The sequence below is a fragment of the Virgibacillus siamensis genome, from assembly GCF_900162695.1.
Lineage (GTDB): Bacteria > Bacillota > Bacilli > Bacillales > Amphibacillaceae > Lentibacillus > Lentibacillus siamensis_A.
This window is the reverse complement of sequence record NZ_FUIH01000007.1, coordinates 1,639,231-1,654,731: the sequence shown is the minus strand read 5'-3', so window position 1 is coordinate 1,654,731 and position 15,501 is coordinate 1,639,231. Positions and strand designations below refer to the sequence as shown.

The 15,501-nt window shown below is 40.6% G+C and carries 14 protein-coding genes; 13 read left to right on the top strand and 1 reads right to left on the bottom strand.

Annotation, left to right across the window (positions count from 1 at the left end):
* Positions 1–286: 286 nt before the first annotated feature.
* The 6 genes from clpX (at position 287) to B1K71_RS12125 (ending at position 7,288) form a co-directional block, all read left to right on the top strand.
* Complete coding sequence (clpX, locus tag B1K71_RS12150) at positions 287–1,564, top strand: ATP-dependent protease ATP-binding subunit ClpX (RefSeq protein WP_077327269.1); 1,278 nt, start codon at positions 287–289, stop codon at positions 1,562–1,564.
* 236 nt (positions 1,565–1,800) lie between these two features.
* Complete coding sequence (gene lon, locus B1K71_RS12145; protein WP_077327268.1) at positions 1,801–4,131, top strand: endopeptidase La; 2,331 nt, start codon at positions 1,801–1,803, stop codon at positions 4,129–4,131.
* Positions 4,118–4,699, top strand: coding sequence for a ribosome biogenesis GTP-binding protein YihA/YsxC (gene yihA / locus B1K71_RS12140; protein ID WP_077327266.1), 582 nt, complete (start codon positions 4,118–4,120; stop codon positions 4,697–4,699). Before lon ends, yihA begins: the two co-directional genes overlap by 14 nt.
* A 317-nt stretch (positions 4,700–5,016) precedes the next feature.
* On the top strand, positions 5,017–5,817 hold the full coding sequence (locus B1K71_RS12135) for a transporter substrate-binding domain-containing protein (protein WP_175631903.1): 801 nt from the start codon (positions 5,017–5,019) through the stop codon (positions 5,815–5,817).
* Between the two features lie 61 nt (positions 5,818–5,878).
* Complete coding sequence (locus B1K71_RS12130; protein WP_245799262.1) at positions 5,879–6,532, top strand: amino acid ABC transporter permease; 654 nt, start codon at positions 5,879–5,881, stop codon at positions 6,530–6,532.
* Positions 6,533–6,547: 15 nt separating this feature from the next.
* Positions 6,548–7,288 carry an amino acid ABC transporter ATP-binding protein gene (locus B1K71_RS12125; protein WP_077327262.1) on the top strand — a complete coding sequence of 247 codons (741 nt, stop codon included), beginning with the start codon at positions 6,548–6,550 and terminating at the stop codon, positions 7,286–7,288.
* Positions 7,289–7,327: 39 nt separating this feature from the next.
* Here the strand turns inward: B1K71_RS12125 and B1K71_RS12120 are convergent, their stop codons facing one another.
* The gene (locus tag B1K71_RS12120; protein ID WP_077327260.1) at positions 7,328–7,810 is read right to left on the bottom strand and encodes a LiaI-LiaF-like domain-containing protein; all 483 of its coding nucleotides are present in this window, start codon (positions 7,808–7,810) and stop codon (positions 7,328–7,330) included.
* A 205-nt stretch (positions 7,811–8,015) separates the two neighbouring features.
* Here B1K71_RS12120 and hemA point away from each other — a divergent pair, with 205 nt between their 5' ends.
* The 7 genes from hemA to spoVID all read left to right on the top strand — a co-directional run bounded on the left by hemA (position 8,016) and on the right by spoVID (position 15,402).
* Complete coding sequence (gene hemA, locus B1K71_RS12115) at positions 8,016–9,380, top strand: glutamyl-tRNA reductase (RefSeq protein ID WP_077327258.1); 1,365 nt, start codon at positions 8,016–8,018, stop codon at positions 9,378–9,380.
* 13 nt (positions 9,381–9,393) lie between these two features.
* Entirely contained in the window at positions 9,394–10,224 is an 831-nt protein-coding gene (locus B1K71_RS12110; RefSeq protein ID WP_077327256.1) for a cytochrome C assembly family protein, read from the top strand.
* Between the two features lie 10 nt (positions 10,225–10,234).
* Positions 10,235–11,164, top strand: coding sequence for a hydroxymethylbilane synthase (gene hemC / locus B1K71_RS12105; RefSeq protein ID WP_077327254.1), 930 nt, complete (start codon positions 10,235–10,237; stop codon positions 11,162–11,164).
* Entirely contained in the window at positions 11,164–11,925 is a 762-nt protein-coding gene (locus B1K71_RS12100) for a uroporphyrinogen-III synthase (RefSeq protein ID WP_077327252.1), read from the top strand. The genes hemC and B1K71_RS12100 overlap by 1 nt, the downstream gene beginning before the upstream one ends.
* A gap of 6 nt (positions 11,926–11,931) precedes the next feature.
* A complete protein-coding gene (gene hemB, locus B1K71_RS12095) occupies positions 11,932–12,915 on the top strand; it encodes a porphobilinogen synthase (protein WP_077327250.1) in 984 nt (327 codons plus the stop codon).
* Between the two features lie 77 nt (positions 12,916–12,992).
* The gene (gene hemL / locus B1K71_RS12090; RefSeq protein ID WP_428848873.1) at positions 12,993–14,231 is read left to right on the top strand and encodes a glutamate-1-semialdehyde 2,1-aminomutase; all 1,239 of its coding nucleotides are present in this window, start codon (positions 12,993–12,995) and stop codon (positions 14,229–14,231) included.
* 169 nt (positions 14,232–14,400) lie between these two features.
* Positions 14,401–15,402, top strand: a complete 1,002-nt coding sequence (gene spoVID, locus B1K71_RS12085) for a stage VI sporulation protein D (protein ID WP_077327246.1) — start codon at positions 14,401–14,403, stop codon at positions 15,400–15,402.
* The last annotated feature ends 99 nt before the right edge of the window (positions 15,403–15,501 follow it).

Here is a 15,501-nt window from a genome sequence, read left to right as displayed (position 1 = left end):
ATAATATTGAATAAAAACTGTGTTGATGGCAAGCATGGTGGTATGCTGAGTTTCCGGCGAATCAGTCTTTATATGTTATCTTATTTGCAATTACATCATAGGATAGGAAGAGGACAAAGCAATAGTTATGATTTGACTTTTTCATTAAATTCCTCATAATTAAATGGTAAATAATGCAGAGGTTTTTGTTTTGTTTTCTTATATTGATTTGATATGATGACTATGAAAGTTAAAGTGAATGAGGTTAATTTGTAAAAGGCAGATTTAAACTTTAGGAGTGAATTGAATGTTTAAGTTTAACGAAGAAAAAGGACAATTAAAATGTTCATTTTGTGGAAAAAGCCAGGATCAGGTTCGTAAACTTGTAGCCGGACCAGGCGTTTATATATGTGATGAATGTATTGAACTCTGTACAGAAATAGTTGAAGAAGAACTAGGTACAGAAGAGGAAACAGAATTCAAGGAAATTCCCAAGCCAAAGGAAATTTGCGAGACCCTGAATGATTATGTCATTGGTCAGGATCAGGCAAAGAAAAATCTGTCAGTTGCAGTATACAATCACTATAAACGAATTAACTCACCAAGAAATGCGGACGATGTGGAACTGGCCAAAAGTAATATTGCGATGCTTGGACCGACCGGAAGCGGTAAAACATTGCTCGCACAAACATTGGCACGCATTCTGAATGTCCCATTTGCAATGGCAGATGCTACATCTCTTACAGAAGCCGGTTATGTTGGTGAAGATGTGGAGAACATCTTATTAAAATTGATTCAGGCAGCTGATTATGATGTGGAAAAAGCTGAAAAAGGAATTATATATATTGATGAAATTGATAAAGTTGCCCGTAAGTCAGAAAATCCATCGATTACCCGTGATGTATCCGGTGAAGGTGTGCAGCAGGCACTTCTGAAAATTCTTGAAGGTACGGTAGCAAGTGTTCCGCCTCAGGGAGGACGTAAGCACCCGCATCAGGAATTCATTCAAATCGATACAACCAATGTCCTGTTTATTGTGGGTGGTGCGTTTGATGGAATTGATCAGATTATTAAACGCCGCCTCGGTAAAAAGGTAATTGGCTTCGGAGCTAATGAATCTCAGCAGGATATGGATAAGGCTGAACTTCTGACGAAAGTGCTGCCGGAAGATTTACTGCGATATGGCCTGATTCCGGAGTTTATCGGCCGAATCCCTGTCGTAGGAAGCCTTACACCATTGGATGAAGATGCGCTTGTTGAAATTTTAACAAAGCCAAAAAATGCATTGGTTAAACAATATGTGAAACTCTTCCAGATGGACGATGTTGAACTTGAATTTGAAGAAGAAGCGCTGATTGAAATATCCAAAAAAGCAATTGAACGGAAAACCGGTGCACGCGGACTGCGTTCAATCATTGAGGGTATCATGCTTGATGTCATGTTTGAACTGCCTTCACGTGATGATATAGAAAAATGTATTATTACGAAAGATACGGTAATCAAAGAAGACGGCAGTCCGAAACTCGTTTTCAGAGACGGCACTGTTAAAGAAGGAAATAAAGAAATTCCAAAAGAAAGTGCATAAGAATGAATTGACAACCAAAATTTAATATGAAGAGGCTGACTTAGCTTGAACTGCTTTTAAAGTGATGTTATTGCTGATGTCAGTCTCTTTCTTTTGTAATGCAAATGATTAGTATCCGCTTGACGGGTAATACTAAATACAGCTGAAAATGAATTCATTTACAATTGGGCATGATTTCTATAAACTAATAAAACATACATAAATATTCCATTTCATATATTATGGAGGTACATATAATGACAAACGAAACGAAACAGCTGCCACTTCTTCCATTGCGCGGACTGCTCGTATTTCCGTCTATGGTGCTGCATTTGGATGTTGGCAGGGACAAGTCTGTAGCAGCGCTTGAAAAAGCAATGATGGATGATCAGATTATTTTTCTGGCAGCCCAAAAGAAAGTGAGTCTTGACAATCCTGAACCGAAAGATATATACCGGATTGGGACACTGGCTAAGGTTAAACAAATGCTGAAACTTCCCAATGGTACGATTCGCGTGTTGGTTGAGGGACTGCAACGTGGCGAAATAACACAATTTATTGATGAGGAAGATGCAGTTACTGTTGAAATTCAGGAAATTGAGGAACAGCATGGGCAAAAAAATGAAGAAGAGGCTTTAATGCGTTCCTTATTAAGTCAGTTTGAACAATACATAAAGGTGTCACATAAAATTACGAAGGAAACACTTGCAACCGTATCGGATATTGATGAACCGGGGAGACTCGCTGATCTGATCACATCCCATTTGTCTCTGAAATTAAAGGATAAACAGGAACTGCTTGAAATTATTAATGTAAAAGAACGACTGCAGCACCTGGTTAAGCTGATTTCCAATGAGAAAAAAGTACTGGATTTAGAAAAGAAAATCGGACAGCGTGTCAAAACATCGATGGAAAAAACCCAAAAAGAGTACTATTTGCGGGAACAACTAAAGGCCATCCAGAAAGAGCTTGGCGAAAAAGATGGGAAAACCAGTGAGGTAGGACAGCTTCGCGACAAAGTAGAGAATTCCGATATGCCGGAACGGATTGTGGAAGTTGCATTGAAGGAATTGGGACGTTATGAAAAGGTACCGCAAAGTTCTGCAGAAAGTTCTGTAATCCGGAACTATATTGAATGGCTGCTTGCATTGCCATGGACAAAGAAAACGCAGGATACGATTGAAATTAAACAGGCAAATAAAATACTTGATGCTGATCATTACGGTCTTGAAAAAGTTAAAGAACGCATTTTGGAATACCTTGCTGTGCAAAAGCTGACAAAGTCCATTAAAGGGCCAATTCTTTGTCTTGTCGGTCCGCCTGGAGTGGGGAAAACTTCATTGGCCAAGTCCATAGCAAGGTCAATTAATCGTAACTTCGTCCGGATTTCACTCGGAGGCATTCGGGATGAAGCCGAAATTCGGGGACATCGCAGAACTTATATTGGTGCAATGCCGGGAAGGATTATTCAGGGAATGAAAAAAGCTGAAACCGTTAATCCTGTTTTCCTTTTGGATGAAATCGATAAAATGGCCAGTGATTTTCGCGGTGATCCTTCGTCAGCAATGCTGGAAGTTCTGGATCCGGAACAAAACAGTAATTTCAGCGACCACTTTATTGAGGAAACATATGATTTATCCAATGTACTTTTTGTTGCAACGGCAAATTACGTTAACAATATTCCTGGCCCTCTCTTGGACCGGATGGAACTGATTTCCATAGCTGGTTACACAGAGGTGGAAAAATTACACATTGCCAAGGAGCATCTGCTTCCAAAGCAGCTTAAGGAAAATGGTTTGAAAAAAGGTAATTTGCAAATCCGGGATGACGCACTGTTGAAATTAATCCGTACCTACACACGGGAAGCAGGGGTTCGGGGCTTAGAGCGGCAGCTTGCTACGTTATGCCGCAAAGCAGCTAAAATAATTATTTCGGGTGATAAAAAACGCGTTATCGTTACGGAAAAAAGCATTGAAGATATGCTTGGAAAAACGATCTTTCGGTATGGAAGAATGGAGGAAGAAAACCAGATCGGGGCTGCTACCGGACTTGCTTATACAGCAGCAGGCGGGGATACATTGTCAATTGAGGTTTCGCACTATCCCGGTAAAGGGAAGTTGACATTAACGGGTAAACTTGGTGATGTAATGCAGGAGTCCGCGCAGGCAGCGTTCAGTTATATTCGTTCACGTGCTGAGGAATTGAATATTGAACCTGATTTTCATGAAAAATATGATATCCATATTCACGTTCCCGAAGGTGCAACACCTAAAGATGGCCCGTCTGCAGGGATCACCATGGCTACCGCTCTGGTTTCTGCATTGTCTGGGAGGGCAGTGAAAAAAGAAGTCGCCATGACCGGTGAAATTACACTTAGGGGGCGCGTATTACCAATCGGTGGATTGAAGGAAAAGTCCCTTAGTGCGCATAGAGCAGGGATTACAACAATTATTATACCGGAAGATAATGAGAAAGATATTGAAGACATTCCGAGAAGTGTCCGCGATGATTTAACATTTATAACAGTTAAACATCTGGACCAGGTACTGGAACATGCACTTATGGAGGAGAAAAATGAAGGTAACTGATGCAGAAATTGTGATTAGCGCCGTCAGTCAGAAGCAATATCCGTCCGACCAGCTGCCGGAAATCGCGCTGGCAGGACGGTCTAATGTCGGGAAATCGTCATTCATTAATAAATTGATTAACCGGAAAAACCTTGCCAGAACCTCTTCAAAACCTGGTAAAACGCAAACATTGAACTTTTATAAAATAAATCAGTCATTTTATTTTGTCGACGTACCTGGTTATGGCTATGCCAAAGTGTCCAAGAAAGAGCGGGAAAAGTGGGGCGGCATGATGGAGACGTATTTTGAAACAAGGAAACCATTGAAGGCTGTTGCACTGATTACGGACATCCGTCATGAACCGACCCAAGATGATCAGCAAATGTATGATTTTCTGAAGTATTTTGAACTGCCTGTAATGATTATTGCTACCAAGCTGGATAAAATCCCCAAAGGAAAACGTGTTAAACATGTAAACCGGACAAGGAAGGTGCTGGATTTGGAAGACGAAGACATTGTGCTTCCATTTTCCGCGGAAACCGGTGAGGGAAAAGAAGCGGTCTGGAGTAATATGAAACGGTATTTATGACTGATTATGCAAGATTTAAAGAATTGTATAGTTTACAATAAGAATAAACAAGACACCACCTTAATTATGCAGCGCCGGGGTGGTGTCTTTTTGTATAGGTTAGTAATTATAAGGATCAGAAGGTATATATAAGCATATACAAGCTATAACACAGGAAAGTTATTATAAGCGGATTTTTCGGCCTTAATTGGGATTCAGACGATTCGTATATCTTATTAAATATTGGTATAATTCTTTATATTCCTCGTTTTAAAAATCAGCTTTAATCACGATTATCAAAGAAGTCCAAATTACAAAAGGAGAGGATGGAATAGAAATTGAGAAAACTGAAAATTACATTATTTATCGGCATTTTAATGGTTGTTTTATCCGCATGTGGCGGTACTTCTGAAGGTTCATCATCTGAAGGTACAGGTAAATATGATTTGATGGAAGAAGGTAAGCTTGTTTTCGCTGCTTCCGGTGAATTTAAACCATTCAGTTATATGGAAGGCGGAAAGATGGTCGGTTATGATATTGCTGTGGCAGAAGCGATTGCCGAAAAACTTGGACTTGAACCTGTGCAGAAAAAAGCAAAGTTTTCCGGAATTGTGACCGGCGTTAAACAAGGCCGGTATGACATTGCAGTTGCAAGTCATACCATTACGGAAAAACGTTTGAAACAGGTCAATTTTTCAGACCCGTATTATTATTCGGGGCCGGTAGTGTATACACGTCCTGACAGCGATGTTAAAGCAGCTGATGATTTGAAGGGGAAGAAAGTTTCGGTTTCGCGGGGCTCAACTTATGTTGAAATGGCAAAACAGTATACCAATAACATTCCACAGGTTGACAGTGATGTTGTTGCATTGCAATCACTTGCTAAAGGGCATCATGACGCGGTGATAACAGATGCGGTTACTGGAAGTACAGCCATTGAAAACGGGCTGGAAATCGAAAAACGGACACAGTTGGGTGTCAGTAAGCAGGCAGTCGCGGTTCCGAAAGACCACGACAAATTGCTGAAGGATATCAACAAAGCATTAAAGGAACTAAAAGAAAGTGGAAAACTGAAAGAACTTTCTATGAAATGGGTCGGTGCTGACATCACTCAAAAACCGGATAAATCAAATGAATAAGTTCGGCTAATAATGTGCGCAACCACTGCGCACATTTGTGCCTTCAAAAGGAGTTGGTCTCTTGTCGCATTTTTTGGACGTATTTATTGGCAGTTATGATTTATTTTTAAAAGGGTTGTGGCTAACCTTTGAATTATCGGCTGCTTCACTGTTGATTGCATTTATTATTGGTTTGTTCTTTGCAATCTTGAAAATATCTAATATTAAAATACTTGAGTGGATTGCTGATGCATACATATGGGTTGTCCGGGGTACCCCGCTTATTGTACAAATTTTTGTACTTTATTACGGTCTCGCGGAAATATTATTAATTCCAATGTTTTGGGCAGGTGTAGCCGGTCTGGCCTTTCACAGTGGTGCGTACATCGCTGAAATTATTCGTGGTGCGATCCAATCCATTGATAAAGGACAGCGGGAGGCTGGCCGTACCCTGGGGATGTCCAAGGGGCTTACAATGCGGCGGATTATTCTCCCGCAGGCGTTTCGTCGTGCGGTGCCTTCCTTGGGGAATCAGTTTATTATTGGTATTAAGGATTCGTCGCTTGTTTCATTTATAGGAATGCAGGAGTTGTTTGGGGTTGCGAGCACACAGGGATCCAATAATTTTGACTATCTTCCATACTACTTAACTGTTGCTGTTTATTACTTGTTTATTGTTTTAATTTTGACATTACTAGTGAATTTGCTTGAAAAGAAGATGGCGCGCAGTGATTAAGCGAGGGGGACAAAAATGAGTGAAGTACAGGAAATGATCAGGGTTGATAAATTAAATAAATCATTCGGGGATCTGCATGTGCTGAAAGATATAGACCTGAAAGTGAATGAAAGCGATGTTGTTGTACTAATTGGGGCAAGCGGATCCGGGAAAAGTACGCTGCTAAGGTGTCTGAATTTCCTTGAGTTGAAAAATAGCGGGGAGATTATTGTTGAAGGTGAGCAAATTGAAGCGGACACCCATAATCTTAATAAAGTGCGGGAGAGGGTGGGGATGGTTTTCCAGCATTTTAATCTGTTTCCGCATAAAACAGTCATCGGTAATATTATTGAGGCGCCTACACAAGTTAAGGGCATCAAAAAAGAACAGGCCATCAAAGAAGGAAAAGCATTGCTGGAAAAGGTCGGGCTTGGTGATAAATGCGATGTCTTTCCATCAACTTTATCCGGCGGTCAGAAGCAGCGGGTTGCTATTGCCCGTGCATTGGCCATGAAACCGGATGTTATGTTGTTTGATGAACCAACTTCGGCACTTGATCCGGAGCTGGTTGGAGAAGTTCTTGCAACAATGAAGGAACTAGCTGAAGATGGGATGACAATGGTTGTCGTAACACATGAAATGGGATTCGCACGAGAAGTCGGTGACTGGGTCGTATATATGCATGATGGCAAAGTTGTCGAAGCAGGACCTCCGGATGACCTATTCGATTATCCAAAACAAGAACGAACAAAAGCATTCCTAAGCTCAATCCTCTAAAAGATTGAACAAAAAATGAACCTTGCCATTCCGGCAGGTTTATTTTTTCTTCTTCAGCCAGATTATACCAATTACAATTAGGAGCAGCGGCCAAAAATTTTCAAAGAAATCTGTTGCATCGTATACCCAATCGAACAGACCAGGCAATTTAAAGGAGAAAATAAAAAGAATCGCCAGACCTATCAGAAGTAATCCCATCATAAATCCTTTTTTTGTTCGGATTGCCCTTACAATAAATGCAATCCCCACTATAAGCAGATAGACAGCCCAATGATCAATCCAGAATCCATAGTGTTCGAGCCCATGGAAATGAATGCCGATTCCAAGAACGACAGTTCCGCTGAATAAATGCTGATAATCCCTGGCAGTATAACTGTATATTAAGAGTGCAATGCCTATAATAATCAGTAACGTCGGCCATGAATAAAAATCGGTGATGATTGGGATTTGCAGTTTTCGAAGCAGGAAATATATCCCAACGCCAATTAATATGTAGGCAGCAAAAGTATTTTGTTTTTTCATTTTTAAACCTCTCTTCCTGGTGTCAAGCAGCAGTCAGAATGTTTGCTTCGACAATATACGTATGATAGAGTACATACGAGTTATACTACATGTTATACGGATATCCTATCATAAATGTTTCAATCTTGTTCACATTTATGGAAGAAGTAATGAAACGCACATGTTATAATAGGAAATGAATGTTTAAATCCTTGGGGGTATTACTTTGCACATACTTAAAGTCGGAATCAATTACAAATCAACCCCTGTTGAAATAAGGGAGAAACTTACTTTTTCCGAAGAATCACTCGATCAGGCGATGCTAATGTTAAAGGAACAGAAGAGTATTCTGGAAAATGTTATTGTTTCCACTTGTAACCGAACCGAAATTTATGCGGTAGTGGATCAGGTTCATACAGGTCGGTATTATATAAAGCAATTTCTGGAAGATTGGTTCCAAATTGATAAAGCAGAATTTGTTGATTACTTGCGGATTGCAGAGAGTGATGGCGCGATTGAACATCTTTTGCGTGTATCAACTGGTTTGGATTCAATGGTTCTTGGGGAAACACAAATTTTGGGGCAAGTGAAACAATCTTTTTTAACTGCCCAAGAAATGCAGACAACGGGTACTGTATTTAATGAAATGTTTAAACAATCGATTACATTTGCCAAACGTTCGCATAAGGATACAGCAATTGGTGAACATGCTGTGTCGGTAAGCTATGCAGCCGTAGAACTTGCCAAGAAAATTTTCAGTGATTTGCAGGATAAACATGTTGTTATTCTCGGTGCTGGGAAAATGGGTGAACTGGCTGCCAAAAATTTGCATGGTTCAGGTGCAAATCGGATTACTGTAGTTAACCGTACGTATACGAAAGCACAGGAACTGGCCGGAAAGTTTCATGCGAAAGCTGAGGGAATGGAACGTTTACAGGATATATTGAAGGATGCTGATATTTTAATCAGTTCAACAGGATCAGATTCTGTGGTGCTGGACAAAGCGACAATAGAAACTATTCAAAAGCAGCGTAAGGGAAAACCGCTATTTCTCGTGGACATTGCTGTGCCGCGCGATTTGGATTCGGCGATTGGTGAACTGGATAATGTTTTCCTTTATGATATTGACGATTTGCAGCATATTGTGGATGAGAATCTGAAAGCTAGGAAAAAAGCAGCGTCAACGATTGAATTAATGCTGGAAGAAGAAATTGTGCAATTTAATGATTGGCTGCAGACTCTTGGGGTTGTGCCTGTAATCTCGGCACTTCGTCAAAAAGCACTATCCATTCAGGCGGAAACGATGAAGAGCATCGAACGCAAAATCCCTGATTTGAACAAGCGGGAGAAGAAAGTGCTGAATAAGCATACAAAAAGCATAATTAATCAGTTGCTTAAAGAACCGGTGACACAGGCTAAGGAACTCGCAGCTGATAAAAACAAAGACGAGTCATTAGACCTTTTCGTGAAAATTTTCGGTATTGAGTCCGAAGTGGAAGCGGAAATCATTAAACAGACTCAAAAAAATACCAAGACGATGGACAAAGTATCCTTTCCTGGTTCGGAACAGAAACCAAGCACAGTAAAATGAAAGGATTCCAACTATGATTGAATCGAAGTGGATATATGAAATCATTCTAATTATTTATGGATTGAGTTTGGTTGGATACTTTATCGATTTTATTCAGCGTAACCGGAGGGCCAACAGAATTGCCTTCTGGTTACTTAGTATGGTTTGGCTTTTTCAGACCATTTTTTTGTTGAATAATATATTTTTAGAAAATAATTTTCCAGTATTAACGATATATGATGGTTTGTTTTTTTATGCATGGGTTCTGGTGACATTTTCTGTTGTTATTAACCGGTTATTCCGCGTGCAATTTATCTTGTTCTTTACCAATTTACTTGGTTTTTTTGTCTTTCTGTTGTATGTTTCAACGAGAGCACAAACGTATTTGCAGGACCAGGGTATTCAGCTTGTGCATGAGATACTGATTACCCATATTACATTGGCAATTATTTCATATGGCTTTTTTACGTTGTCATTTCTTTTTTCCATGATGTATTTGATTCAGTATAAATTTCTGAAAGAGAAAAAGGGATTGAATTGGATGTGGAGGTTTGGAGATTTGCAGCGTCTTGATTCATTCTCATTTATTGCTGTCACACTAGGTGTACCGCTTTTGACGATTGCAATAACACTTGGTGTTGTTTGGGCATATGTTTCCAATTCTGAATTCTACTGGTTTGATATGAAGACAATCGGGTCGTTGATTGTATTGGCTGCCTATACGCTTTATTTGTTCTTGCGGCTTGGAAAAGGGCAGCAGGGGAAATCCATTTCCCTGTACAATACCGCAGCATTCTTAATACTATTAGTCAATTTCTTTTTATTTAATGTGCTATCCAATTTTCATTTTAATAGTTTTCTTTAGGAGGATTTTCATGCGTAAAATAGTCGTCGGATCACGAAAGAGCAATTTGGCATTGACACAGACCAACTGGGTCATTGAGCAGTTGAAAAAGGCTGGAGTCGAAAACGAATTTGATGTAAAAAAAATTGTAACGAAGGGTGACAAGATTCTGGATGTCACATTATCAAAAGTAGGCGGCAAAGGCTTGTTTGTAAAAGAAATCGAACAGGCAATGTATGATAAAGAAATTGATTTTGCCGTTCACAGTATGAAAGACATGCCTTCAGAAATGCCAGAGGGGTTGGTTATCTCTACAATTCCTTTGCGGGAGGATCATCGGGATGCATATATCGCGAAAGGTAATGTCGCATTGAAAGATCTGCCAGAAGGGGCTATTGTCGGGACAAGCAGTCTCAGACGTTCTGCACAGATTCTTGCCGCAAGACCGGATGTGGAAATTAAATGGATCCGCGGAAATATTGAAACAAGGCTGCGTAAGCTGGAAGAAGAAGATTATGACGCTATTATTCTGGCGGTATCCGGACTGAAACGTGTCGGCTTGAGCGAAGAGCTTATTACGGAATACCTTGAACCGGATGTATGTATTCCGGCAGTGGGTCAAGGTGCATTGGCCATTGAGTGCCGTGAAGATGATACGGAACTTCACGAATTGTTGAATGTCATTAATGATTCCTTAACGACAACAACTGTGGAGGCGGAACGGACTTTCTTGCATTTGCTTGAAGGCGGATGTCAGGTGCCGATTGGCGGTTACGCACATATGGAAGAAGATGAAGTTGTCTTAACAGCTCTCGTAGCAACCCCTGATGGAAATACAGTCTTGAAAGAGACTGTGCGCGGGACTGATCCCATAGCAGTAGGCAAAGAAGCGGCGGATAAAATGATCAGCCGCGGGGCGAAGGACATCGTCGATACTGTAAAAGAGGAGATGGATGACTGATGCCAGTCGATTTGCATGGAAAAAAGATTTTAATAACAAGGGAGCAAAAACAGGCAAAAGAGTTTTCCGAAAAAGTACTGCGTTACGGAGGAATACCGCTTGAAGTTCCACTTTTAAAAATTTCATGCATCGAAAACTCCTGTGCTCAACAAGAGCAGTTTAATGGAAGGCATTATGATTGGCTCTTTTTTACAAGTACAAATGGTGTAGATTGTTTCTTTACATGTGAAAACAGCAAAAAAATAGCATCGGGCGCCCGGATTGCTGCAGTTGGCCATAAAACAGCCGCTAAATTGGAGGAGTACGGTTATACTGTTGAATTTATTCCCTCCACCTACCATGCGGAGGCAATGACGAATGAATTTCCCGAACAAAATCGGTTGCCTGACATGCGAATTTTGCTTGTACAAGGAAGCAAATCGAGGGATGTCTTGCCTAAATGGCTGACTGAACAAAATGTGTTATTTGATACTGCTGTTGTATATGAGTCTTTATTCCATTATGAAAATAAAGGAAAATTAATTAAGGCATTGCATCATGAAAATCCTGACTTTATCACGTTTACAAGTCCATCAACAATTGATGCATTTGTGGAAATGAGTCAAGAAGTTGGCCAGCCGGATTGTACATTTGTCGGTATTGGATCAACAACGGCCCAACATGCGAATGATTTAGGATTTGGACATATTTTAACGGCAGATGAATTTACAATTGATGGAATGATACAATGTATGAGTGATTATTTAGCTGTGAAAGGATAGATGAAGATGACTGATAACTATGATTTTAAACGTCACAGAAAGCTGCGTTCCTCAAATGCGATGCGTTCACTAGTACGCGAAACGCATTTGCATACGGATGATTTTATTTACCCTATTTTTGTGGTAGAAGGCACCAACGTTAAAAATGAAGTGTCATCCATGCCTGGTGTCTATCAAGTTTCATTGGATCATGTGAAAGCTGAAATGGAAGAATTGCGAACGCTTGGAATTAAGGCTGTTATGGTTTTTGGCGTCCCTTCGGAAAAAGATGAACAAGGTACCGGCGCATTTATCGAAAAGGGAATTGTTCAGGAAGCAACACGGCTCATAAAGCGGGAAGTTCCGGAAATGCTTGTTGTTGCAGATACATGTTTGTGTGAATATACGTCACATGGACATTGCGGTGTCATCCATAATCATGACGTTGATAATGATGCGTCACTGGAATTGCTTGCCAAAACAGCTGTATCACAGGCAGAAGCAGGCGCTGATATCATTGCTCCGTCAAACATGATGGATGGTTTCGTCATTGTTATTCGAAAGGCATTGGATCAAGCAGGATATACAAATATACCAATTATGTCCTATGCCGTTAAGTATGCTTCAGCGTATTATGGTCCGTTCCGTGATGCTGCTGATAGCACACCGCAGTTTGGCGACCGCAGAACATATCAAATGGATCCAGCTAATCGGCTTGAAGCATTAAGAGAAGCAGAGTCTGATATGAATGAGGGTGCAGACTTTCTAATTGTAAAACCGGCGATGTCATATTTGGATATTGTTCGTGATGTAAAAAACAACTTCAATGCCCCAGTTGTTGCGTACAATGTCAGCGGGGAATATTCCATGGTAAAAGCAGCTGCACAAAACGGGTGGATTAATGAGCAGGAACTTGTAATGGAAAAATTGACCGCCATGAAACGAGCTGGAGCTGATTTGATAATTACGTATTTTGCCAAAGATGTTGCTAAATGGATGGAGAATAATTAATCATAACTGATTTGGAGTGATGAATCGTGAAAAGCTTTGAGAAGTCGAAAGATGCTTATCAGGAAGCCGTTGATTTAATGCCAGGAGGGGTGAACTCACCTGTACGGGCATTTAAATCAGTTGATTTGACACCTATCTTTATGGAATCCGGTAAAGGATCAAAAATTTATGATATTGAAAAACATGAATACATCGATTATGTTCTCAGCTGGGGTCCGCTGATTTTGGGACATGCGGATGATCGTGTAACTGCTGCTTTGAAAGAAGCGGTTGATAACGGGACAAGCTTTGGTACGCCTACTTTAATTGAAAATAAATTGGCACAGCTCGTAATTGATCGTGTGCCATCCATCGAGATGGTTCGTATGGTAAACTCTGGTACAGAAGCAACGATGAGTGCTATCCGTGTTGCACGGGGATATACCGGTCGTGACAAAATTTTAAAATTCGAGGGGAACTATCATGGTCATGGGGATTCCCTACTGATTAAAGCAGGTTCCGGGGTTGCCACACTTGGTTTGCCGGATAGTCCGGGAGTACCTGAGTCGATTGCTCAAAATACGATTACCGTTCCATATAATGATATGGAAAGTGTGCGCTATGCCTTCGAACGTTTCGGTAATAAGCTGGCCGCTGTTATTGTAGAACCGGTTTCCGGCAATATGGGAGTTGTCCCTCCACAGGAAGATTTCCTGCAGAATTTACGGAAAGTAACAGAGGAATATGGTTCATTGCTTATCTTTGATGAAGTAATGACAGGTTTCCGTGTTGGCTATAATTGTGCACAGGGCTTCTTTGGTGTGACACCTGATTTAACGTGTCTCGGAAAAGTTATCGGTGGCGGACTGCCTGTTGGAGCGTATGGCGGGAAACGGGAGATAATGGAAAAGGTTGCCCCCACCGGTTCAATTTACCAGGCAGGGACATTATCCGGAAATCCGCTTGCCATGACTGCTGGTTATGAAACGTTACGTGCTTTGGATGAAACGTCGTATGAAAAAATTAACGATAAAGTGGATCAGCTTGTTGCGGGATACAAACAGGCTGCAATTGATTTCGATATTCCACTGCATATTAATCGTGCAGGTTCAATGGTCGGATTTTTCTTTACCAATCAGCCGGTGATTAACTTTGAAACAGCACAAACATCCAATCTGGATTATTTTGCTCAGTATTATCGCAATATGATTGAAGAGGGAATATTCCTTCCTCCTTCCCAATTTGAAGGTATGTTTTTATCAACTGCCCATACCGATGAAGAAATTGAAAAAACAATTGCCGCTGTCCGAAAGGCTTTTGAAGCGATTAAAAAATAAAGTTACTGTAAATAACAAAAAGACTATTCCCGGTTTAGTTGGAGTAGTCTTTTTTGTTTTTGGCATGAATTGTGGTTTCTTCCGTGCAAAATGAATAACTGTGTGATGTGTTTCATATAGATGAATAAGACATAAGCATATGGAATATATGTTGAAGGGAGGAAATCACTTGACTGATGATCAGGCAGTATTTCGGTTTGATTTAAATGAATCGCTTTATTTTGAAAAAGGACAGGAAGTTTCAGAGATGATGGGTATTTCCCTTGAGCCGGAAATTTCTATCCAGCCGTTTCATGACTATATTTCCATTCGGGGAGTAATTGAACTTCAAGGTGCATATAAAAGGGTTCCAACTTCCACAGAAAATGAGGATACAAATGATTTGGAAGATTATCATTCAAGGCGGTATGTTGAGAAAGTGGTTGAATTGGATGATGAACAATTAGAATTTACTCACCGATTTCCGGTTGAAATCTCCATTCCTGTTCATCGGGTAAATGACCTGAATCAAGTAACCGTTGATATTGGATCATTTGATTATGAGATACCAAATCAAAGCCAGATGAAGTTAAGTTCAACAATTGAAATCCATGGAATTGATGAACAGACACAGGAAGTTCCGGTTCAGTCGGATGAGAGCGAACCTGCATTTATGCAGCGGGAAGATGAGGAATTTGAATTTGACATAAAAGAGGAAGCCCAAGACGAGGATACCCCCGAGGCAGAGGAAGAGCCCGCCGCTGAATTACCGCAGATGGGAGAATCTGAACCAGCCGATGAGGAAGATGGTCGTTGGAAATATAAGAAATCCCAGTCACTGACAGAGTTTTTTAATAAGGATGCCAAAGAAGAACCGGAAATGGAAACAAGCGAGGAAGATGCATCTCCAGAGGTGGAAATTAGCGAATCGGAAGAAATGGTCGAAACAACTGAAGACCAAATGGATAGCGAAGCGGAGGATGTCCGTTATCTCTCTGACATGTTTCGCTCAGAAGAAGGCGAAGAATATGTCAGTATGCGGTTGTGTATTGTTCAGGAGACAGATACAGTCGAAACAATTGCGGAACGCTATGAAATATCAGCCGGCCAGCTGCTTAAAAAGAACCGGTTAAGCAACGAAGATTTGACAGAAGGACAATTACTGTATATTCCATATAAGAAGCTTAATTAGAATTAACCTGTGCCCCTTGCTGATCCTGTAAGGGGTTCTGTTTCTGGAGCATATTATTGGCTGTGATAACATCTTTTACTATTTTTGGTGGTGATTAAA